Origin of the sequence: Micromonospora sp. NPDC049366 (genome assembly GCF_044466625.1) — a bacterium.
Lineage (GTDB): Bacteria > Actinomycetota > Actinomycetes > Mycobacteriales > Micromonosporaceae > Micromonospora.
In genome coordinates this window covers 56,597-78,831 of the sequence record NZ_JBITMV010000026.1, presented here as the reverse complement: position 1 = coordinate 78,831, position 22,235 = coordinate 56,597, and the positions used below count along the sequence as shown (strand labels likewise).

General features: G+C 72.2%; 16 protein-coding genes and 1 tRNA gene. 8 read left to right on the top strand and 9 right to left on the bottom strand.

Translation table 11 applies throughout. From position 1 onward, the window contains the following. Positions 1–366: 366 nt before the first annotated feature. Positions 367–1,206: a Rieske 2Fe-2S domain-containing protein gene (locus tag ACIBTV_RS29040; RefSeq protein ID WP_396709975.1), complete on the bottom strand. Its 840-nt coding sequence runs from the start codon at positions 1,204–1,206 to the stop codon at positions 367–369. A gap of 165 nt (positions 1,207–1,371) precedes the next feature. Between ACIBTV_RS29040 and ACIBTV_RS29035 the strand changes: the two genes are divergently transcribed. After that, positions 1,372–2,136, top strand: a complete 765-nt coding sequence (locus tag ACIBTV_RS29035; RefSeq protein ID WP_396709973.1) for a crotonase/enoyl-CoA hydratase family protein — start codon at positions 1,372–1,374, stop codon at positions 2,134–2,136. A 76-nt stretch (positions 2,137–2,212) separates the two neighbouring features. Here the strand turns inward: ACIBTV_RS29035 and ACIBTV_RS29030 are convergent, their stop codons facing one another. The 7 genes from ACIBTV_RS29030 to ACIBTV_RS29000 form a co-directional block, all read right to left on the bottom strand. Next, positions 2,213–6,502, bottom strand: coding sequence for a discoidin domain-containing protein (locus tag ACIBTV_RS29030; protein ID WP_396709971.1), 4,290 nt, complete (start codon positions 6,500–6,502; stop codon positions 2,213–2,215). 200 nt (positions 6,503–6,702) lie between these two features. Then, positions 6,703–8,358, bottom strand: a complete 1,656-nt coding sequence (locus ACIBTV_RS29025) for a glycoside hydrolase family 13 protein (protein ID WP_396709969.1) — start codon at positions 8,356–8,358, stop codon at positions 6,703–6,705. 99 nt (positions 8,359–8,457) lie between these two features. Continuing rightward, positions 8,458–9,345: a carbohydrate ABC transporter permease gene (locus ACIBTV_RS29020; protein ID WP_396709967.1), complete on the bottom strand. Its 888-nt coding sequence runs from the start codon at positions 9,343–9,345 to the stop codon at positions 8,458–8,460. Positions 9,346–9,357: 12 nt separating this feature from the next. Then, positions 9,358–10,308: a carbohydrate ABC transporter permease gene (locus ACIBTV_RS29015; RefSeq protein ID WP_396709965.1), complete on the bottom strand. Its 951-nt coding sequence runs from the start codon at positions 10,306–10,308 to the stop codon at positions 9,358–9,360. An 83-nt stretch (positions 10,309–10,391) separates the two neighbouring features. Continuing rightward, positions 10,392–11,771 carry an ABC transporter substrate-binding protein gene (locus ACIBTV_RS29010; RefSeq protein ID WP_396709964.1) on the bottom strand — a complete coding sequence of 460 codons (1,380 nt, stop codon included), beginning with the start codon at positions 11,769–11,771 and terminating at the stop codon, positions 10,392–10,394. Between the two features lie 398 nt (positions 11,772–12,169). Next, a complete protein-coding gene (locus tag ACIBTV_RS29005; protein WP_396709962.1) occupies positions 12,170–13,171 on the bottom strand; it encodes a LacI family DNA-binding transcriptional regulator in 1,002 nt (333 codons plus the stop codon). 125 nt (positions 13,172–13,296) lie between these two features. Beyond that, positions 13,297–14,772 (bottom strand): dihydrolipoyl dehydrogenase family protein, encoded by a 1,476-nt coding sequence (locus tag ACIBTV_RS29000; protein WP_396709961.1) that lies wholly within the window; start codon positions 14,770–14,772, stop codon positions 13,297–13,299. Between the two features lie 90 nt (positions 14,773–14,862). Here ACIBTV_RS29000 and ACIBTV_RS28995 point away from each other — a divergent pair, with 90 nt between their 5' ends. Next, positions 14,863–15,930: a serine hydrolase domain-containing protein gene (locus ACIBTV_RS28995; protein ID WP_396709959.1), complete on the top strand. Its 1,068-nt coding sequence runs from the start codon at positions 14,863–14,865 to the stop codon at positions 15,928–15,930. 13 nt (positions 15,931–15,943) lie between these two features. On the opposite strand, the gene ACIBTV_RS28990 is transcribed toward ACIBTV_RS28995, so the two are convergent. Next, complete coding sequence (locus ACIBTV_RS28990; RefSeq protein ID WP_396709957.1) at positions 15,944–16,873, bottom strand: phytoene/squalene synthase family protein; 930 nt, start codon at positions 16,871–16,873, stop codon at positions 15,944–15,946. Between the two features lie 66 nt (positions 16,874–16,939). On the opposite strand from ACIBTV_RS28990, the gene ACIBTV_RS28985 reads away from it, so the two are divergent. The 6 genes from ACIBTV_RS28985 (at position 16,940) to ACIBTV_RS28960 (ending at position 22,223) form a co-directional block, all read left to right on the top strand. Further along, a complete protein-coding gene (locus ACIBTV_RS28985) occupies positions 16,940–18,097 on the top strand; it encodes a polyprenyl synthetase family protein (RefSeq protein WP_396709955.1) in 1,158 nt (385 codons plus the stop codon). After that, positions 18,097–19,608: a phytoene desaturase family protein gene (crtI, locus tag ACIBTV_RS28980; protein ID WP_396709986.1), complete on the top strand. Its 1,512-nt coding sequence runs from the start codon at positions 18,097–18,099 to the stop codon at positions 19,606–19,608. Before ACIBTV_RS28985 ends, crtI begins: the two co-directional genes overlap by 1 nt. Beyond that, positions 19,605–20,213, top strand: coding sequence for an isopentenyl-diphosphate Delta-isomerase (idi, locus tag ACIBTV_RS28975; RefSeq protein WP_396709954.1), 609 nt, complete (start codon positions 19,605–19,607; stop codon positions 20,211–20,213). Before crtI ends, idi begins: the two co-directional genes overlap by 4 nt. Continuing rightward, on the top strand, positions 20,203–21,135 hold the full coding sequence (locus ACIBTV_RS28970; protein WP_396709952.1) for a MerR family transcriptional regulator: 933 nt from the start codon (positions 20,203–20,205) through the stop codon (positions 21,133–21,135). The genes idi and ACIBTV_RS28970 overlap by 11 nt, the downstream gene beginning before the upstream one ends. Positions 21,136–21,214: 79 nt before the next feature. Further along, the gene (locus ACIBTV_RS28965) at positions 21,215–21,997 is read left to right on the top strand and encodes a polysaccharide deacetylase family protein (RefSeq protein WP_396709950.1); all 783 of its coding nucleotides are present in this window, start codon (positions 21,215–21,217) and stop codon (positions 21,995–21,997) included. Between the two features lie 153 nt (positions 21,998–22,150). Continuing rightward, positions 22,151–22,223 (top strand) — tRNA-Glu (locus ACIBTV_RS28960). Positions 22,224–22,235: the final 12 nt, after the last annotated feature.

Sequence of the window (22,235 nt, the reverse complement as noted above, 5' to 3'; positions counted from 1 at the left end):
CCCGGAGATCACCTGGCCACCAGCATGGAATTTTGCTGTCCGCCAACGAGGAGAACCCAAGGCCATCGGACAGGACTTCGTCCTGACCCTTGACACCGGGCGACCCGCGGATTGGGCGACCCGCGAACCGGGCCACCCACGAACCAGCCGACCCACGAACCGGCCGACCCACGAACCAGCCGACCCACGAACCAGCCGGCCGCGCCCCCGGACATGCCCCCGATCAGCCCGCCCCGAGAGCCGGTGCCCCCCGGCGACCCCGAAACCAGGCGAACCCCGGAACCAGGCAGCCGCGGAGCAGGCAGCCCCGGGGTGGGCAGCCCCGGGGTGGGCAGCCCCGGGGTGGGCAGCCCCGGCTCGGGCGGATCAGGGCAGCCGGGCCTCCACCACGCCGTCGCGGACCCGGGTGGGTAGGACCTGCCCGTCGTTGCCGGACGGGCCGTGGACGACCTCGCCGCCGTTCAGGCGGAACGTGCTGCCGTGCCACGGGCAGACGACGCAGTCGTGGCCGTCCACCTCCTGCACCTGGCCCTGGCCGAGCGGGCCGCTCTGGTGCGGGCAGCGCTCCAGCATCACGGTGACGTCGTCGCCGTGCCGGTACAGGATGACCGACACGTCGTCGATCTCCCGGGTGAGCAGTTGCCGCTGCGGCAGGCTCGCCAGTTCGCCGAGGGCGTGCCAGCCGGGGCTCACCAGGTGCAGGTCGGAGATGCTCTGGCTGACCTGCGCACCCTGCTTGTAGGCGAGGTGGCCGCCGATGTAGGCGCCCATGCTCGCCGCGCTCAGCCCCGCCATCCCCAGCATCCGCCCGAGGCGGTGCCGGCCGGTCAGACGGGCCGCGACCGAGCCGGTGTAGCAGGCCAGGGCCACGGTGTTGGCGGCGGCGTGGACCAGGCCGACCCGCCGCTGATCGGGGGCGAGCGCCGCCCAGTCGTTCAGGCCGGCGACAGCGGCCGGCACCGCACTGACCGTGCCCAGTGTCGTGAGCGTGGTCGCCGCCCGCTGCTGCCCCGGCATCAGGTCCAGGACCGCCGCGCTGATCCAGGAACCCACCGGCACCTGAACCATCGCCGGGTGCAACGGGTGACCCAACGGGACACCGTGCAACAGGTCCTTCAACCACTGCGGTCGCAGCGTCGCCAGGACACCGCGCTGCAGTCGGTCACCCACCCGGTCCAGGCCGGATGCCTGCTCTACCTTCGTCATCAGCGCTCGCACGGGTACCGACTTCCCGGCATCCGCGCCCCCAAACCGGTCTCGGGTGACGGATCCGCAGCGAGGCGTCACGACGACGCGACGCCCCCGGAACCCGGCGGCCCACCTCGCCCGGCGGCCCTGGCGCGCCGGCGCCGCCGACGGCATGCTGTGCCGATGGGCGTACGGGTCGAACGGCAGGGACCGGTCACCACGGTGATCCTCGATCGGCCGGCGGCCCGCAACGCCGTCGACGGTCCGACCGCGCGGGCCCTGGCCGACGCGTTCCGGGCGTTCGAAGCCGACCCGGAGGCGGCGGTGGCCGTCCTCTGGGGTGCCGGCGGAACCTTCTGCGCCGGCGCGGACCTGAAGGCGATCGGCACGCCCAGCGGCAACCGCGTCGAGCCGGACGGCGACGGCCCGATGGGCCCGACCCGGATGATCCTCGGCAAACCCCTGATCGCGGCGATCTCCGGCTACGCGGTGGCCGGCGGCCTGGAGCTGGCGGCCTGGTGTGACCTGCGGGTCGCCGAGTCCGACGCGGTGCTCGGGGTGCTCTGCCGCCGATGGGGAGTGCCGTTGATCGACGGGGGCACCGTCCGGCTGCCCCGGCTCATCGGTGAGAGCCGGGCACTGGACCTCATCCTCACCGGCCGCCCGGTGAGCGCTGAGGAGGCGTACGCGATGGGGCTGGTCAACCGGCTCGTCCCGCCGGGGACGGCCCGGGCGGCGGCCGAGGAGCTGGCCGCGGAGCTCGCCCGGCATCCACAGACCTGCCTGCGCAACGACCGGGCCGCGGTGCTGGCCGGCGCCGGGCTCGACGAGCCGGCAGCCCTGGCGACCGAGTTGGCGTACGGGATGGAGTCGCTGGCGGCGGACGCGGCGGCCGGGGCCGCCCGGTTCGCGGCCGGCGCCGGACGGCACGGCGCCCCCGCCGACTGACCTCCGCCGCGCACCCCCCACACGGCGGCGCCGCCGGGAGGGTGGATCCTCCCGACGGCGCACGGTCCAGCGGTGCTCAGTTGCGGACGATGGTGAAGGTCGTCGTCGTGTTTCGGATGTCGACGTCGTTGTCGGTCAGGCGCAGGTTGTTGAAGGTCGCCGAGCCGACCGCCGGGCCCTGCCCCGGTTCGGGCATCTCGTTGGCCCAGATGGCGAAGCCCGACTTGGCGTCGAACGCGTCACCGCTGCGCCGCGCCCCGGAGATCGAGACGTTGGTGAAGACGGTGTCGGTGACGGGGTTCTCCGGCTGGCTGCCGTTGTACTTCGTCTGGAACATGATTCCGGAGTACGTCGGGTCCACGATGTCCACGTCCGAGACGCGGATGCCGCGGAACTCCTTCGACGCCGAGAAGATCCAGACGGCGGGGAACGTCTGCGACCCCCAGAAGTGGCCGCCGGCCCGGATCAGGGAGATGTTCTCGAACCGGGTGGGCGGGCTGGCCCCGAACCCGATGAACGGGTAACCGAAGTCCAGCGAGCTGATCGTGATGCCGGAGTACGTCAGCATGTCCGCGATGTAGAGGTTGCGGAACACGTTGTCGTAGCCGCCGTACACGGCGATGCCCGCCGCCCGCCAGGTCAGCGTGGCGGTCAGGTTCTCGAAGACGTTGCCGTGGTTGCCCGTGGCCGCGCCCTGGTCGGTCGCGGAGAAGAGCGCGAACGCGTCGTCACCGTTGGACCGGCCCTCGGAGTTGGCGACCAGGTTGTCGGTGCTGCCGTTGGTCATGTTCACCGCGTCGGCGAACGTGTTCCGGAACCGGCTGTTCGTGATCTTGAGGCCGCTGACGCTGACCCCCCAGTACGCGCAGACGGTGTGCTCGACCCAGACGTTGTCCAGCGTCAGGTTGTCGACGTCCTTCAGCTCGCCCCACACCTTGCCCGGTCCGTCGATGCGGTTGGTGTAGTTGCCGAAGAAGGCGAGGTGTTCGAAGGAGGACCCGCTCGCCGAGGACTCCAACCGGAACCCGGCGTCGGTGTTCTGCTGCGAGGTGGGCGTCTGGAAGCGGGTGTACCAGACACCCGCGCCGACCACCTTGACCGCCTTGCCGTAGACCTGGAACTTCTGCGAGGTCTCGTACGTGCCGGCCGGCAGGTAGACGCCGACCAGGTTGCCGGTGGTGTCCATCCGGACCGCGTCCAGGGCGTTCTGCACGTCCTGGTGGCTGAACCCGGTCGGCACCCGGTAGCGGGCCGGATCCGGGTTGGCCCGCGGCGCGACCTGCTCCAGGTTGATGAAGTCGATCGCGTACGTGGTGCTGTTCGCCGGGTCCTTCTGGAGCCGGATCCGGCTGCCCGCGGGGACGGTGGAGTTCAGCAGCACGTTCGCCTCGTCGTAGAGGTGCCGCGGCGGACCCGCGCTGGGCGAGTCGCTGGGGCTGGCCTCGGCGCCGTACAGCCAGATGTGCTTCGAGGTGAGGCTGATCGGCTTGTGCAGGACCCCGTTGACGTAGATGTTCAGCGTCGAGTTGATCCCGCCGCCGCCCGGCGCGTCCGGGATGGAGAAGCGGGTCACCAGGGCGTTCGCGTCCGCCTTGGTGGTCCACTCGACGTACGCCCCGGTGGTGTTGAGCGTGACCGCCCGCCGCCCGGACGCCTCACCGGCGAGATCGCCGATGGTCCGGTTCGGCCCGATCACCTGCGCCCCGCCGCCGACGGAGCCGTCCTCGGCCTCGTACATGTCGTAGGGGAGGTTGGCGCCCCGGCCGACGAACAGCGACCGGTCGCTGGTGTTGTTCTGCCGCTTCACCGGCAACTCGTTGGCGTCGTCGGCGAGCACCACCCGGACGGTGTAACGCCCGTTCGCCGCCGTCCACGTGCCCAGGCTGACCGGGCCGGCGGTCGCACCGGCGGCGATCGTGCCGCTGTACGAGCCGGTCAACGTGCGGACCACGCTGCCCGAGTCGTTCAACACGGTCAGGGTGATCCCGTGCGCCCCGTTGGCCGAGGCGACCGTGCCCTGGTTGCGGATGGTCACCGAGAAGTTCACGGTGGCACCGGCGCTCGGCGTGCCGGGCGACCAGGTGACGGCCGACGCCACCAGATCCGAGCTGGCCACCTGGTTGACGGTCAGTGCGGTCGGGCTGGTGTACGTGTTGTTGGCCTCGTTCTGCTCGATCACCGTGTTCGCCTCGTCGACCTTGGCGATCAGCTGGTAGCTGCCCGCGTTGCGGGGGCCGATGTTCGCCGAGACGGTGGTCTGCGCCCCGGCGGCCAGGGCGCCGACGGTGGCCGTGCCGACCTTCGTCGTACCCAGGTAGAGGCCCACGGCGGTGGCGGCGGAGGCCGCCGTGCCGGCGTTGCGCACGGTCGCCGACAGGGTGATCGCGTCGGTCTCGACCGGCGCGGCCGGCGAGGCGCTGATGCCGGTGACCGTCAGGTCCGGGTTGGGTGCCGGGACACCGATGACCTGGAGTTCGGCCACCTGCCCGTTCGACGAGCCGGAGTTGGCGCTGAACTGGAGCCGGACGTCGGCGGTGGTCGCCGAGACCGGGATGGTCACCATGTTGCTGCTGCTCGGGCTGAACGAGTACGTCGCCGAGCTGACCAGGTTGGTGAACCCGGACGCGGACTGCTCGCGGCCGAGCACCTGGAACGTCTGGGTGCGCGGGCCCCACGCCGGGTCGGGGTTGAGCTTCACCACCAGCGAGCTGACGCTGGCGTTGGAGCCCAGCGAGACGGTCAGCGTGCTCGGGTACGCGCCGGGCGCGCCCTCCCAGTAGGTAGTGACGTCGTCGTCGTTGGCGTTGACGGCGTTGAAGATGTGCACCACCGACGACGCGGTGATCGGCTTGCCGACCGCCAGGTTGGTGCCGCCCGGCGGGTTGCTGCCGGTGCGGGTGACCGTGTTGCTGTTCGACGACACGTTCCCGGCGGCGTCCCGGGCCCGCACGTAGTAGGAGACGGTCGCCGTGTCCGGCTGGCTGTCGGTGTAGGTGAGCGTGCTGCCGCTCACGCTGCCGCGCAGCGCGCCGTTGGCGTACACGTCGTAGCCGGCGACCCCGACGTTGTCGGTGGACGCCGTCCAGGTCAGCCGGACCTGTCCGCTGGCCGGCTGGGTGTAGGCCAGGTTGCCCGGCGCGGTCGGCGCGACCGTGTCACCGGTGTTGCCGGTGCGGGTGACCGTGTTGCTGTTCGACGACTGGTTGCCGGCCGCGTCCCGGGCCCGCACGTAGTAGGAGACCGTCGACCCGGCCGGTTGGGTGTCCGTGTAGGTCAGCGTGGAGCCGCTGACGCTGGTCCGGAGCACACCGTTGGCGTAGATGTCGTAGCCGGTGACCCCGACGTTGTCGGTGGACGCCGTCCAGGTCAGCCGGACCTGGTCGGTGGCCGGCTCGGTGAAGGCGAGGTTGCCCGGCGCCGACGGCGCCTGCGTGTCACCGGTCGCCGGCCCGTAGATCTCCAGCTCCGACAGCTGCCCCGCCGGCCAGCCGCTGTTGGCGGTGAAGAGCAGCCGGACGTAGCGGGTGGAGGCGGTGGGCACGGTGACGGTCACCGTGTTGCCCGACGACGGGTTGAAGGCGTACGACGCGGAGGCGACCAGGGTCGAGAAGCTGGAGCCGTCGGTGCTGCCCTGCACGGTGATCGTCTGGTTGCGCGCGCCCCATCCGGCGGGCAGTTTGAGCACCAGCCGGTTCACGCTCACGGTGGCGGCGAGGTCGGCCTGGATCCACTGCGGGAAGGCGTTGTTGGCGCTCTCCCAGTAGGTCGCGGCGTTGCCGTCGTTGGCGTTGCCCGCGCCGTACACGTCGGCGTGGCTGCTCTCGGCCATCGTTCTGCCGAGCGCGAGGTTGCTCGACGACCCGGACGCGCCGTAGACCTCCAGCTCGGCGAGTTGGGCGGCCGGCCAGCCGGTGTTCGCGGTGATGGCGATCCGGACGAACCGGGTGCTGGTGGCCGGGAAGTTGATGGTCACGGTGTTGCCGCTGCCGGGGCTGAACGACCGGCCGGCGGAGGAGACGATGGTGTTGAACCCGCTGCCGTCCAGGCTGCCCTGCACGGAGAGCGTCTGGGTGCGGGCCTCCCAGGCGCCGGGCAGTTTGAGGACGACCTGGTCGATCGACTGGCTGGCGCCGAGGTCGACCTGGGCCCACTGCGGGAGGGCGCCGCTGCTCTCCCAGTAGCTGCCCTGGTTGCCGTCGGTCAGGTTGCTGGTGACGTAGGGACCGTTGGTGCTGCTGGCCGAGGTGGTCCGGCCGGCGGCGAGGTTCGGGCCGCCGGCCGCGGCGGCCGGGGGTGGTGGGGCCGCGGTGACGGCCAGGCCGATCACGGCGAGCACCGCGATCACTCGGGTCCGGAATCTGGACATGGTGGACGGACACCTTCTTCCCGGGGGGACGTGGAGTGGGGTGTGCGGTGGTGCGGTGGTGCGGCGGTGCGGCGGTGCGGCGGTGCGGCGCTGCTGGTGGTGCTGCGATTCCGGTGGTGCGGTGGACCGGTGGTGCGGTGGTGCGGCGCGGGGTGGGACGACGCTCGGCGGTCGACGCCCCACCCCGCACGTCGGTGGGGTCAGGCCGTGCCGGGCGCGGCCGAACCCGGTTCGGCGGTACGCAACCAGACGGCGGTGTCCGGTGGCAGCAGGTCGTCGTCGAGCGGCCCGCTGGCCAGGAGCAGGTCGACGTCGGCGGGCAGCGGCACGGGGGTGTCGCCGAGGTTGACCAGGCAGCGGAAACCGTCACCCCGGTCGAAGGCGAGCACGCCGTCCGGGGCGGGCAGCCAGGTCAGCCCGCCGTCGCCGAGCGCCGATTCGGCCCGCCGGATGCGGATCGCCGCCCGGTACAGCTCCAGCATCGAGGTGGCGTCGCCGGTCTGCGCCCGGACCGTCCGGTCCTTCCAGTCGGCCGGCTGCGGCAGCCAGGGCGTCGCGGCGGCGCTGTCCGGGCTGAAGCCGAACGGTGGCTCGTCACCGGACCAGGGCAACGGCACCCGGCAGCCGTCCCGGCCGGGGTCGACCCGCCCGGAGCGTTCCCACATCGGGTCCTGGCGCAGCGCGTACGGGATGTCCTCGACCTCCCAGAGGCCCAGCTCCTCCCCCTGGTAGACGTACGCGGCCCCGGGCAGCGACAGCGACAGCAGCGCGGCGGCCCGGGCCCGGCGGGTGCCCAGCTCCAGGTCGGTGGGGATCCCCTCGCGCTTGGCGGCGAAGCTGAACGTGGTGTCGGCCCGGCCGTAGCGGGTGACGTGCCGGGTGACATCGTGGTTGGAGAGCACCCAGGTGGCGGGCGCCCCGACCGGCGCGTGCGCGGCCAGCGTCCCGTCGATGCTCTCGCGCAGCGCCGAGGCGTCCCAGGCGCAGCCGAGGAAGTCGAAGTTGAACGCCGAGTGCAGCTCGTCCGGGCGCAGGTAGTTGGCGAACCGCTGCCGGTCCGGCATCCACACCTCACCGATCAGCGCCCGGTCACCGGGGTACTCGTCGGCGACCCGACGCCAGGCCCGGTAGATGTCGTGCACCCCGTCGAGGTCACGGAACGGGTGCGGCCGGTCCGGCAGGGTCTCGGGCAGCGCGCCGTCCTTGACCAGCAGCCCGGCCGAGTCGATCCGGATGCCGTCCACCCCCCGGTCGAACCAGAACCGCAGGATGTCCTCGAACTCGGCCCGGACCCGGGGGTGCTCCCAGTTGAAGTCGGGCTGCTCCGGGGCGAAGAGGTGCAGGTACCACTCGCCGGGGGTGCCGTCCGGGTTGGTGGTCCGGGTCCAGGTGGGGCCGCCGAACTCACCGACCCAGTCGGTGGGGCGTTGGTCGCCGTTCGGGCCCCGACCGGGCCGGAACCAGAACAGGTCGCGCTCGGGCGAGCCGGGCCCGGCGGCGAGCGCCGCCTGGAACCAGGGGTGCGCGTCCGAGCAGTGGTTGGGCACCACGTCGACGATGGTCCGGATGCCGAGCGCGTGGGCCTCGGTGATCAGCGCCTCCACCTCGGCCAGGGTGCCGAACATCGGGTCGATGTCCCGGTAGTCGGCCACGTCGTAGCCGGCGTCGGCCATCGGGGAGGGATACCAGGGGCTGAACCAGATCGCGTCGACGCCGAGCGCGGACAGGTAGTCGAGCCGGGACCGGATGCCGGCGATGTCGCCGATGCCGTCGCCGTTTCCGTCGGCGAAGCTACGCGGGTAGACCTGGTAGATCACCGCTCCACGCCACCACGGACTAGTGTCTGCTGTGGGCACGGGCACCTGCTTTCTGCGTCGGTACGTCGGCGGATCCGCCGGACCTGGATGTTCGTCGGCGGACGGTCGTTGTCCGCCGCGGGGTCGAGGGCTGTGGGGTTATCCCTTGAGGCTGCCGGTGGTCAGGCCGGACATGATGTTCCGCTGGAAGATCAGGAAGATGATCACGGTGGGGATCGCCGCGATGACCGACGCGGCGACCACGACGTTCATGGGTGTGCCTCCCGAGAAGGCGTAGATGCCGACGCTGACCGTCCTCGTCTCGGGTGACGGCATGACCAGCTTCGGCCAGAGGAAGTCCTTCCAGACGGCGGTCACGGCGAAGATCGAGACCACGCCGAGGATCGGACGCGACATCGGCAGGATGATCGACCAGAGCGTACGCAGCGGGGACGCCCCATCCACGAGCGCCGCCGACATCAGGTCCTCGGGGATGGAGTCGAAGAACCGCTTCAGCAGGAAGATGTTGAACGCGTTCGCCACCAGGGGCAGCCAGATCGCGAACGGTGAGTCGAGCAGGTTGAGGTGCAGGATCGGCAGGTCGATCACGGTCACGTACTGCGGGACGATGAGGACCATCGCGGGGATCATCAGCGTCGCGAGCATCAGCCCGAGGATCGCCTTGCCGAAGATCGGCCGCAGCTTCGACAGGGAGTACGCCGCCGCGGTGTCGAGGACCAGCTGGAACAGCACCGCGCCGGCCGCGTAGTAGAAGGTGTTGAAGAGCAGCTTGGCGAGGGCCAGGTTGTTCCACGCGTCGATGTAGTTCTGCGGCTGCGGGTCCTTGGGGAACAGCGACGGCGGGGTCTGCGCGATCTCCTGCCCGGACTTGAGCGCGCCGGTGACCATCCAGTAGAGCGGCCCGAGGAAGACGAGCGTGAACACCGCGACCACGACGGTGAGCGCCACCCAGTAGACGACTCGGCCGCGCCCGCGCCGCAGCTGCGCGTGGGAGATGAGGGTCCGGGTTCCGGAATCCTGTGCCATGACTCGCCCGTCCTAGTCCTGTCTCGCCGTCATCCGCGCGTAGACCGCGGAGAAGCCGGCCAGCACCACCAGCATGATCACGCCGAGGGCCGCCGCGCCGTTGAGGTCGTTCTGGAAGAAGCCGTGCTGGTAGATGAGGTACGCGACCGAGGTCGCGGCGTCCTCCGCGCCCGCGCCGTTGGCGAGGATCAGCGGCTCGATGAAGAGCTGCATCGTGGCGACGATCTGCAACATCGCCATGAGCAGGAGGAGCAGGCGGGTCTGCGGGATGGTCACGTTCAGGATCCGCCGCCAGATCCCGGCGCCGTCCAGCTCGGCCGCCTCGTAGAGCTCGCCGGGGATGTTCTGCAACGCCGCCAGGTAGATCAGCACCGCGCTGCCCATGTTCATCCAGGTCGAGGCGAGCACCATCGCCGGCATGGTCATCTCGGGCGACTGCATCCACTGCGACGTCGGCAGGTGCAGGGCCTTGAGGATCGCGTTGAAGAGCCCCGCGTCGCTGGGGTCGTACGCGTAGAACTTGAAGAGGAACAGGGCCGACGCCGGCGGCAGCATGACCGGCAGGTAGACCAGGATCCGCAGGTAGCCCTGGGCGTGGCGGAACTCGTTGAGCAGGATCGCCACGAAGAACGGCACCACGTAGCCGAGGACCAGCGCGAGGACCGTGAAGTAGAAGGTGTTCTTCCAGGCGGTCCAGAAGCTGGGGTCGTCGATGATGCGGAGGTAGTTGTCCCAGCCGACCCAGGTGGTGACACCCCGCCGGGTGCGCTGGAAGCTCATCACGATGCCGCGGATCATCGGGTACCAGGAGAAGACCACGAAGCAGAGCACGGCGCCGATCAGGAACGCGTGCCCGGTGAGGTTGTCCCGTACCTTGCGCCCGAGGCTCGTACGCGGCGGCCCGGCCGGGGCGTCGGGGCGAGGCGCTCTGCTGACGCTCCCCGGGGCGGTGGTGATCGCCAAGGCAACTCCTGGTGGTTCGGTGAGCGGAGGGGTGCGGCGCGGACGGTGTGGGGGCCGGCGGTCCGGCCCCCACACCCGGTGGATCAGCTCTCCGCGGCGAGGAGCTGGTTGACCTTCTCCTCGGCGGTCTTGAGCAGGGCGTCGATGTTCGCGTTGGGGTTGGTCAGCACCCCGGACATCGCGGCGTCGAGCACCGCGTAGATCGCCTGGGCGTTGCGCGGCTCACCCTTGATCGGCACCGGGTTCGCCTCGAAGATCGCGAAGTTCGTGGTGTCGACGTTCGCGTTCGCCTTGCGCAGCTCCAGCTCCTGCTTCTGCGCGTCGCTGCCGTTGGCGAAGAGCAGCGGCTGGGGCAGGCCGACCGGGTAGTTCTGCGGCTTGGCCCGGACGTAGTCGAACTGGCCCTTGCCCGGGGTCAGCTTCTGGTAGGCGACCCACTTCAGACCGGCCTTGACCTGCTCCGGGGTGAGGCCCTTCTTGAAGAAGTAGCCCTCGCCACCGCCGAGGGTGCCCTTGGCCGGGCCGTCCTGGCCGGGCAGCGGACCCATCGCCCAGTCCTGGAACTTGCCCTGGAACTGGCTGACGATCGCCTGGGTGGTGTCCGGCGCGCCGATGAACATGCCGACCTTGCCCGCGGCGGCGTTGGTCAGCAGGTCACCCCACTGGAGCAGCTGGCGGCTGCCCATGCTGTTGTCGCCGTAGCGCATGTCCTTGAGGTTCTGCAGGACCTGCTTGCCCATCGGGTTGTTGAAGTCGGCCTTCTTGCCGTCCGGGGTCAGCACCTGGCCGCCCTGGGAGTAGAGCAGGGAGGTGAAGTGCCAGCCGCCGGTGTTGCCGGCGCTGTACTCGGCGTAGCCGGCGATGCCGTTGCCGAGCGCGGAGATCTTCTTGGCCGCCTCCCGGACCTCGGGCCACGTCTTCGGCGGGTTGTTGACGTCGAGCCCGGCCTGCTGGAACAGGGCCTTGTTGTAGACCAGGCCCATCGAGTAGTTCTTCACCGGGACGGCGTAGAGCTTGCCGTTGTCGGTGAAGACCTCCTTGAGCGCCGGGTCGACGCTGTCCCAGGTGGGGACGTTGTCCTGGTTGGCGAACTCGGTGATGTCCATCGCCTGACCGGAGTCGAGCACCTGCTGGAGATCGGTCATGTAGCCGTAGAAGACGTCGGTGACCGTGCCGCCGGAGAGGCGGGCGGTGAAGTCCGGCGGGTTGTTGCACTGCTCGCCGACGCTGACGCTCTTGATGACGATGGTGGGGTTCTGCTTCTGGAACTCCGCGACGTCGGCGTTCCAGTTCTGCAGCAGCTCTTTCTGGGAGCCGACCGGCTGGCAGTCGACGGTGATGGTGACCTTGCCGCCTGCGTCGTTCGACGCGTCATCGCTCTTGGTGGAGCACGCCGCGAGGCTGAGCCCCAGGCCTGCCGCGAGCGTCAACGCCGCAGCCTTCCGGTACTGCGGTACGGACATCTGTTCATCCCTTCGGGAACGGGTGTCTCCATGACCTTCGCCGAACTGCGGTGGTGGTCACCGCGGCGATGCCCTGCTGTTCTTCGGATTTCGTCATGCGACCTGACCCTCGGTAGCCGCGCCGGGGGCCGAGTGTGAGTGGAGTCACTGTAACTACGGCGACTCATTTCAGCAAGGTATCGATCCTGTTTTGAAAAGACACGACTTGATAGCGAGAGATTCTGACAGGATCTTGGAACCGGCCCCGATTAGGCCCGCTTTGGCCCCCTTTGCCAGGAGGGCGGTCGCGCCCACCGACGACGGGCGGGAGGCCCCCAGGCAGCGGAAAAAGGCCGTCGACCGCTGGCAGCGGTCGACGGCCTCAGTGGTGGGTCAGCGAGAAGGTGGATGGACCCCGGTCAGCGGCCGGGCGCCGGGGCGGTGGAGCCGCGCACCACGAGCTCCGGCTCGAAGAGCAGCTCGTCGTGCAGGACGCCGGCCCCCTCGATCTGGGTGACCAGCAGGTCCACCGCGGCCTGCCCCATCGTCTCGATGGGCTGCCGCACCGTCGTCAGCGGCGGGTCGGTGCACGTCATGAACGCGGAGTCGTCGAAGCCCACCACCGACACGTCGGTCGGCACCGAGCGGCCGAGCCGCCGGGCGGCCCGAATGGTGCCCAGGGCCAGCACGTCGCTGGCGCAGACGATGCCGGTCACGCCCCGCTCGACGAGCTTGGTCGCGGCCACCCGCGCGCCCTCCATCGAGAAGCTGGAGCGCTCCACGAACTCGGAGTCGTCGGACCAGCCGGCCGCCTGGATCATCGCGTTGAGCTTGCGCCGCGACGGCACGTGCCCCTCCGGCCCCAGCACCATGCCGATCCGCTCGTGGCCGAGCGAGCGCAGGTGCCCGTACGCCTGCTCCACCGCCACCGCGTCGTCCGTGGAGACCCGCGGAAAGCCCAGCTCGTCGACGCCCGCGTTGACCAGCACGACCGGCAGACCCCGGTCGGTCAGCCGGCGGTAGTGGTCGTGCCGCGCGTCGGCCAGCGCGTACGAGCCGCCGGCGAAGATGACGCCGGAGACCTGGTGGTCCAGCAGCATCTCCACGTAGTCCATCTCGGAGACGCCGCCGATGGTGCGGGCGCAGAGCGCCGGGGTGAACCCGCGCTGCGCGAGCGATCCGGTGACCACCTCGGCGAGCGCCGGGAAGATCGGGTTCTGCAACTCGGGCAGCACCAGTCCGACCAGCCGCGCCCGCTCACCGCGCAGCTTGGTCGGCCGCTCGTAGCCGAGCACGTCGAGGGCGGTCAGCACCGCCGTCCGCGTCGCCTCGGAGACCCCGTCCCGACCGTTGAGCACCCGGCTGACGGTGGCCTCGCTGACGCCCGCCTTCTTGGCGACTTCGGTCAACCGTTTCGTCACGGCCGCAATCGTACGTCATGAAGGTGAAAGAAATGAGCAGCCATTTGTCGGGCCGCTGCTACCTCCTGCCGTACCGGGCGCCTTCCGGCGACCAGCGCCGACCGCCGCGACGCCACCGGCCGGCGTCAGGAGAGATTGCGCAGCGCGTCCTCGATGGCCCGGTGGAACGTCGGGTACGCGTAGATCATGTGCCGGAGCTGGCTGAGCGGCACCGCCGCGTGCACCGCGACGACCAGCCCGGACAGCACCTCGCCCCCGGCCGGCCCGACCGAGGTCGCCCCGATGAGCACGCCCTGGTCGGCGTCCGCCACCAGCTTGATGAAGCCCTCGTCACCCACCCCGTGGATCCAGCCCCGCGCCGAGCTGCTCAGCTTGGTGAAGCCCACCTGCACGTTGATGCCGCGCTCCCGGGCCTGCTGCTCGGTCAGGCCGACCGCGCCCACCTCCGGATCGGTGAACGTGACCCGGGGCAGGGCCCGGTAGTCGGCGCGCGGGACCGTGCCCGCCGAGCCGCTCGATCCACTGGTGCTGAGACTGCTGGCCGCGCCCATCGCGCCGCCGACCACGCTGGCGGTGCCGCTCGGGTCGGCGCCGGCCTTCGAGTGCCGGGCCCGGTCGAGAATGTCGGCGATCACGATCGCCGCCTGGTACATCGCGATGTGGGTGAACGCGCCCTCGCCGGTCACGTCACCGACCGCCCAGATGTCGTCGGCCACCCGCATCCGGTCGTCGACCGGCAGGAAGCGGTGCCCGGTCTCCACGCCGATGGTGTCCAACCCCAGCTCCTCCAGGTGCGCGCGGCGGCCGGTGACCACCAGCAGCCGCTCCGCGGTGAACGAGGTGCCACCCGAGCCGCGCAGCGTGAACCGCTGCCCGTCGTGGTCGACCCGCTCCGCGCGTACCCCCGTGTGGATCTCCACGCCGTCGGCGCGCAGCGCGGCGGCGGCCACCTCGGACGCCTCCGGCTCCTCCACCGCGAGCACCCGGTCCAGCGCCTCCACGACGGTGACCCGGACGCCGAACCGCGCGAAGACCTGCGACAGCTCCAGCCCGATCGCGCCGCCGCCGAGCACCAGCAGCGAATCCGGCAGCTCCTCGACCTCGATCGCCTGGTGGTTCGTCCAGTACGGCGTGTCGGCCAGCCCCTCGATCGGCGGCACCGCCGGCCGGGTGCCGGTGCCCAGCACCACGCCGTAGCGGGCCTGGAACACCTGATCGTCGACCTGGACCCGGCCCGGCCCGGTCAGCCGGCCGGCACCCCGGACGAACCGGCCGCCCCGCCCGACGAAGCGGTCGACCGCCACCCGGTCGTCCCAGGTGTCGGTCGCCTCCTCGCGGATGCGCCGCGCCACCGGCGCCCAGTCCGGCCGGACCTCAGCCGCGCCGGCGAGGCCGTCGACCCGACGCGCCTCGGCCAGCGCGTTGGCCGCCCTGATCATCATCTTGCTCGGAATGCACCCCCAGTAGGGGCACTCACCGCCGACCAGGTCCCGTTCGACGCCGACGACGCTCAGGCCGGCCTCGGCGAGCCGCCCGGCGACCTCCTCACCACCGACGCCGAGCCCGACCACGACCACGTCCACCTGCTCCGGCTCCGCCACCCGGACAGCATCCCCCAGCCGGTACCGTCCGGCCAGCCAGCCGGCGGAAAGTCACCGGCCCGGTGCGAGCCGATCGCCTACCGTGGCCGGATGCACGACAGCCGCTTCGCCGCCGTCCACGACTGCTTCCAGGGCCTACTCGCCGACGGGCGCGAGACCGGCGCCGCGCTGACGATCCGCTACGACGGCGTAGCCGTGGTCGACCTCGTGGGCGGTGAACGGTCGCCGGGCCGACCGTGGTCGGCCGAGACGCTGGCCGCCGTCTACTCGACCGGGAAGCCGGTGGCCGCGCTCTGCCTGCTGCTGCTCGTCGACCGGGGACGGGTGGGGCTGAACGATCAGGTCGCCACGCACTGGCCCGACTTCCGCACCCCGGCCACCGTCCGGCAGGTGCTCGCGCACACCGCCGGCCTGCCGGCCTTCCCCGTGCCCCGGCCGGCCGCCGCGATCGCCGACTGGGACCTGCTCGCGGGCGACCTGGCCGCCGCCGACCCGGAGTGGGAGCCGGGGACCGCCGCGGGCGAGCACGCCTGGACGTACGGGCACCTGGTGGGCGAGCTGGTCCGGCGGGTGGACGGTCGGCCGGTCGGCCGGTTCCTCGCCGACGAGATCGCCGGTCCGTGGCGGCTCGACCTCGGCTTCGGGCTGACCGCAGCCGACCAGCGGCGCTGCGCCGACCTGTCGTACGGCGACCCGGACTGGCCGGCCCGGATGATCGGCGAGCCGGGGTCGCTGCGGGCGCGGGCGGTGTCCAACCCGGCCGGCGGGCTGGACCTCGCGGTGCTCAACGGTCCGCTCTGGCGCGGCTCCGAGGTGCCGGCGGTCAACCTGCACGCCACGGCGACCGGTCTGGCCCGGCTCTACGGCGGTCTGCTCGCCGGCGGCACGCTCGACGGCGTCCGCCTGTTCAGCCCGGAGCTGGTGGCCGAGGCGACTCGGGTCCAGTACGACGGTCACGACCGGATGCTCGACCGGCGGGTCCGCTGGACGCTGGGCATGCAGTGGGAGGAGGACGGCAGCTGGGGCATGGGCGGGCTGGGCGGCAGCTGCGCCTGGGCCGACCCGGTGCGCGGCTACAGCTTCGCGTACGCGACCGGGCGGCTCGCCGACTTCGACCGGGTGGAGGCCCTGGTCGACGCCCTGCACGGCTGCCTCTGACGGCGGCCGGCGGTCAGGGTGCCGTCGGGCGGGGCGCCGGCGGGCCGGGCACGGTGGTCACCGGCGTGCCCGTCGGGGTGGTCAGGGCCCGGGCCGCCACGGCGAGCCGGCGTCGCTGCGGCACCACCGCCCGGCGGGCGAAGACGTCGTAGTCCTGCGCGGCCACCTCGTCGAGGATCCCGCCGTAGAGCGAGTACGCGGTCCGCATGCACGCCTGCGAGGCCGGGGCGAGCAGGGTGATGCCGGGTGCCGCGGCGGCGTAGTGCGCCTGGGCCCGACGCACCTCGTACGCGATCAGCTCGCGGATGGGTCGCGTCGCGCGACCCCGGGCGCGGGCCTCGGTCAGGTCCTCCGTGGTGACGCCGAAGCGCGCCAGGTCCTCCTGCGGGAGGTAGACGCGACCGCGGTCCAGGTCCTCGGCCACGTCCCGAATGAAGTTGGTGAGTTGGAAGGCGAAGCCGAGCTGCCGGGCCGGTTCCCGCGCCGCCTTCGGAGCGCTGCTGCCCAGGATCGGCAGCATCATCGTGCCGATGACCGCGGCCGAGCCCTCCATGTAGTCGAGCAGATGCGGATAGGTCCGGTACGAGCCGACGGTCAGGTCCATCGCCATGCTCTTGAGGAACGCGGCGAAGTCGTCCCGGTCGAGGTCGAAGACGGCGATGGTGTGCAGCACGGCGGGCAGCAGCGGGTCGTCGGTCGGTTGGCCGTGCAGACCAGCCATGAACCGGCCGGCCCAGTCGTCGAGCCGGGCGGCCCGCTCGGCCGGGGGCAGGTCGTCGGTGCGGTCGACGATCTCGTCGGCGTAGCGGGTGAAGCCGTAGAGGGCGTGCACATGTCGCCGTTTCCACGCGGGGAGCAGCCGGGTGGCGAGATAGTAGGTGCGGCCGTGGCGTCGGTGCAGCTCACGGCACTGGGCGTACGCAGCGGTGAGGTCCGTGTCCACCGTGCCCTCCTCCAATATCGACGCAGCAATCGACGCAACTCGTAACTCTAGGGTACCCTCGGCGTCATGGCCAACGATGCGGTTGCGGGTAGCGCCCTCCGGGTGGTTCCCGAGCAGCCGGCCCGCGACGGTGATCCCGTCCGCACCGCACCCGCCATCCGTGCCACCGCCGAGCTCGTCGCCGCGGTCGACCACACGCTCGCCGCGTTCCTGGCGGCCGAGGTCGACACCCTCGACGAGGTCGACCCGGCGGTGGGCGACTTCGCGGTCACCGCCCGTGACACGGTCCTCACCGCCGGCAAGCGCATCCGCCCCACCTTCGCCTACTGGGGCTGGCGGGGTCTGGTCGGCGACGCCGAGCCGGTGGCGCCGGTGCTGCCGGCCCTCTCCGCGCTGGAGCTGCTGCACACGTTCGCCCTGGTCCACGACGACGTGATGGACGCCTCCGCCACCCGCCGCGGCCGGCCGACCGCCCATGTGGCGCTCGCCGCGCAGCACACCGCCGCCGGGCGCCGGGGCGACCCCGGCCGGTTCGGCGAGGCGGCGGCCGTGCTCGTGGGCGACCTCTGCCTGATCTGGGCCGATCGGCTGCTGGCACACACCGCCGTGCCCCCGCACCGGCTCCTCGACGTGCGCCGTTGCTACGACCAGATGCGCGTCGAGACGGTCGCCGGGCAATATCTCGACGTGCTGGGCGAGGGCGAGTCGGCCACCTGGTCGGTCGATCGGGCGCTGCGGGTGGCGCGCTACAAGACGGCCAGCTACACGGTGCAACGGCCGCTGCTCTTCGGCGCCGCCCTGGCCGGGGTCACCGTCGACGCGCCGCAGATCGCCGCCTACACCCGCTACGGCCTGGCCGTCGGCGAGGCGTTCCAGCTCTGCGACGACCTGCTCGGCGTCTACGGCGACCCGGCCGCCACCGGCAAGCCGGCCGGCGACGACCTGCGCACCGGCAAGCCCACCGTCCTGCTCCTGCTCGCCCGGCAGCTCGCCACCCCGGCGCAGCGCCGCGCGCTGGACCGGGCCGGGCGCGGCGGCGGGCCGCGCGAGATCGCCGCGCTGGCCGACCTGGTCGAGCTCACCGGCGCGGTGACCCAGGTCCGGCGGATGATCGACGAGCGGGTCGGTGAGGCCCTGGCGGCCATCGACGGCCGGCTCATCGAGCCGGCCGCCGTCCGCGCGCTCACGGCACTGGCCACGACGGCGACCGACCGGCGGACATGATGGGCGGCTTCTACCGAGGAGGTGGTCGGGTGCGGACGGTCGACGGACGGACGGACCGGGTGGTGATCGTCGGCGCCGGACTCGGCGGCCTGGCCTGCGCGCTGCACCTGGCCGGCAGCGGCCGGCAGGTGACCGTGCTGGAACGGGAGGCGGTGCCGGGCGGACGCGCCGGCCGGCTGAGCGTCGACGGCTACGAGTTCGACACCGGGCCGACGGTGCTCACCATGCCGGAGCTGATCGCCGAGGCCCTCGCCGCGGTCGGCGAGGAGCTGGACGACTGGCTGGACCTGACCCCGCTCGACCCGGCCTACCGGGCCTACTACCCGGACGGCTCGACCCTCGACGTCATCACCGACACCACCCGGATGGCCGCCGAGATCGCCCGCGTGTGCGGCCCTCGGGAGGCCGACGGCTACCTGCGCTTCGTCGACTACGCCCGGCGGCTGTGGCAGCTCGAACGCGCCGACTTCATCGAGCGCAACCTCGACTCACCGGCCGACCTGCTCACCGGCAACCTGCTGCGGCTGCTGGCCGGTGGCGCGTTCCGCCGCATGCACACCAAGATCGGGCAGTTCTTCCGCGACCCGCGGACCCAACGGATCTTCTCGTTCCAGGCCATGTACGCCGGCCTCGCCCCGCACGACGCGCTCGCCATCTACACCGTGATCGCGTACCTCGACTCGGTGGCCGGGGTGTCGTTCCCCCGCGGCGGCGTCCACGCAGTCTCCCGTGCGATGGCCGGCGCCGCCGAGAAGCACGGCGTGCAGATTCGCTACGGCACGACGGTGAGCGAGGTCCGCACCGCCAACGGTCGGGCGACCGGGGTGCTGACGGCCGACGGTGAGCTGGTCCCGGCCGACGTGGTGGTGCTCAACCCGGACCTGCCGGTCGCCTACCGCGACCTGTTGCCGCCCGGCCGCCGACGTCGGCTCAGCTACTCGCCGTCCTGCGTCGTGTTGCACGTCGGCTCCCGCCAGTCGTATGCGAAGATCGCCCACCACAACATCCATTTCGGACGGTCATGGAAGGGCACCTTCGATGAGGTCATCCGGCGGGGTGAGCTGATGTCCGACCCGTCCCTGCTGGTGACCAACCCGAGCCGGACCGACCCGTCGGTGGCCCCCGCCGACCGCCAGACCTACTACGTGCTCGCCCCGGTGCCCAACCTCGAACGGGCGCCGTTCGTCTGGCCCGGCGACCTGGCCCACCGCTACGCGGACCGGCTCATCGGCACCCTGGAGGAGCGCGGCTACGTCGGCTTCGGCGCCGGCATCGAGGTGCTGCGCACCGTCACACCGGCGGACTGGGCCGCGCAGGGCATGGCCGCCGGCACCCCGTTCGCGGCGGCGCACAGCTTCCTCCAGACCGGGCCGTTCCGCCCCAGCAACCTGCACCGGACGCTGCCCAACGTGGTCTTCGTCGGCTCGGGCACCCAGCCCGGCGTGGGCGTACCGATGGTCCTCATCTCCGGCAAACTGGCCGCCGGCCGTGTCACAGGAGGCAACAGATGAGCGAACGCGAGGCCCACCTGGTCGAGCTGGTCGACGAGTCCGGCCGGGCGCAGGGCGAGACGTCCGTCGCCGCCGCCCACCAGCCGCCGGGCCGGCTGCACCGGGCATTCTCGGTCATGCTCGTGGACCCGGACGGCCAGGTGCTCCTGCAGCGGCGAGCCGCCGTGAAGACCCGCTTCCCGCTGCGCTGGGCCAACTCCTGCTGCGGCCACCCCGGGCCCGGCGAGACACTCGCCGAGGCCGCCAACCGGCGGCTGCGCGAGGAGTTGGGCGCCGGCCCGGTGGAGCTGACCGAGGTCGGCGTGTACGTCTACTACGCCGAGGACCCGGCCACCGGCCGCGTCGAGTTCGAGTACGACCACGTCCTGCGGGGCGAGTTCCGCCCGGGTGCGCCGCTGCAACCCGACCCCGCCGAGGTGGCCGAGCTGCGCTGGGCCGAGCCGACCGCGCTGGAGGCCGACCTGCGAGCCGACCCCCTGACGTACGCGCCCTGGCTGGCCGGCGTGGTCGACCGGCTGCTGCACCCCGCCGACCCGGCCGCGACCACCCCCGTCGCGACGGTCGCACCGGCGGACGACGCGCCGGAGCGGTCGGGTGGCCGATGAGGCGCTGAGCGCGGGCGCGGTGGCGCGTCGGCTCGGGGTCGCGGTGACCACCCTGCGCACCTGGCACCAGCGCTACGGGCTCGGCCCGAGTGAGCACACACCCGGTCAGCACCGCCGCTACACCTCCGCCGACCTGGCCCGACTGGAGATCATGCGGCGGCTCACCGCCGACGGGGTCAGCCCGGCCGAGGCCGCCCGCTGGGCTCGCCAGGCACCCGGCCGAGCCCGCGCCGAGGACTTCGCCCCGCTCCGCAGGCCCGGTGTCCGCGACGGTGGCGGCCCGACCATCCCCGTCGGCCGGGCCGGCCCGGCAGCGCGCGGGCTGGCCCGGGCGGCGATGCGGCTGGACTCTCCGGAGATCAACCGGACGATCACCCGCGCGCTCGCCACCGACGGGGTCATCGCCACCTGGGACGGGCTGCTCCGGCCGGTGCTCGCCGGCATCGGTGAGCGGCACGCTGCGACCGCCGGTCTCATCGAGGTCGAGCACCTGGTGTCCCGCTGCGTCTCCGAGGCGCTCGCCACAGTGAGCCGGACCGCCGCGCCGGACGCCCCGCCTCGGGTCCTGCTCGCCTGCGCCGACGAGGAGCAGCACAGCCTGCCGCTGGAGGCGCTCGCCGCGGCGCTCGCCGAGGCCGGCGTCGGCTACCGGATGCTCGGTGCCCGGGTGCCCGTACCGGCCCTGCTGGAGGCGGTCAACCGGACCGGACCGGCGGCCGTCGTGCTCTGGTCGCACACCCGCGCCACCGCCGACCCCGCCCAGCTCGGCGCCCTGCTCGACGCGCCCTGGCGGCCACTGCTGGTGCTCGCCGCCGGGCCCGGCTGGTCGGCCGGCACGCTGCCCGCCGGAGTGGTCCGGCCCACGCGGCTCGCCGAAGCGGTCGACCTGATCGTGCCGCTCGGGGAATCCCTCACGCGGTGACCCGGGGGGTGTCGACGCCCGCTCGCGTCCACTAGCGTCGGGTGGTCCGCATACCCCGACCCCCTTCGGGAGCGAACAGATGAAAGCCCGCGCCGCGCTGGCGTACGCCCTGGGCCTGGTCCTGGTCCTCGGCGGTTGCGCCCAGCCGGGGCACACCGTCGTCGCCGCCGACGGTTCCGTCTCGGCCAGCCCGACCCCGCCGCCCAGCCCCACGGCGAAGCCCACCCAGGCCCCGCCGACCGGTCGACCGGTCCGCCCCAAGCCCACCAAGCTCCCGCCCGGGCTGCGCCGCACCACCGGCGTCCGCCCGGTGGCCCTCACCTTCGACGACGGTCCCAGCCCGACCTGGACACCGAAGGTGCTCGACCAGCTGCGGGCGGCCCGGGTGAAGGCGACCTTCTGCCTGGTCGGACGGGAGGCCCAGCGCCACCCCGACCTGGTCCGCCGGATCGTCCGCGAGGGGCACCAGCTCTGCAACCACAGCTGGCGGCACAACCTCGACCTCGGCCGGCTGCCGGTGGCGGAGATCCGGGCCGACCTGGCGCGCACCAACAAGGCGATCCGGGCCGCCGCGCCGGGCGCCCCGATCACCTTCTACCGGCAGCCCGGCGGCCAGTGGACGCCCGAGGTGGTGGCGGTCGCCAAGGAGCTGGGCATGCGCGCCCTGCACTGGAGCGTCGACCCGCAGGACTGGGCGAAGCCGCCGGCCAAGACGATCAGCAAGCGGGTGGTGGCCGCGGTTCGCCCCGGATCCATCGTCCTGCTGCACGACGGAGGCGGTGACCGGGCGGCCACGCTCGCCGCCTGCCCCGGGGTGATCGCCGACCTGAAGCGGCGCTTCGGCGTCGCCCCGCTCCGCTAAACCCCTCCTGACCTGGGGTTTTCCGGGGCCCCGCGGTTCTGGCCATACCGGTTTTGTCGACCGCCGGTGGATCACGTATGCTTTCCAAGCCTCCGGCGGGGCCGGATGGGAGCAAGTCCGCTGACATTGTGAGTGTGCAATGATGGCGGGGCCGCCCTCATCGTCTAGCGGCCCAGGACGCCGCCCTTTCAAGGCGGTAGCACGGGTTCGAATCCCGTTGGGGGCACGACCGGCGCAA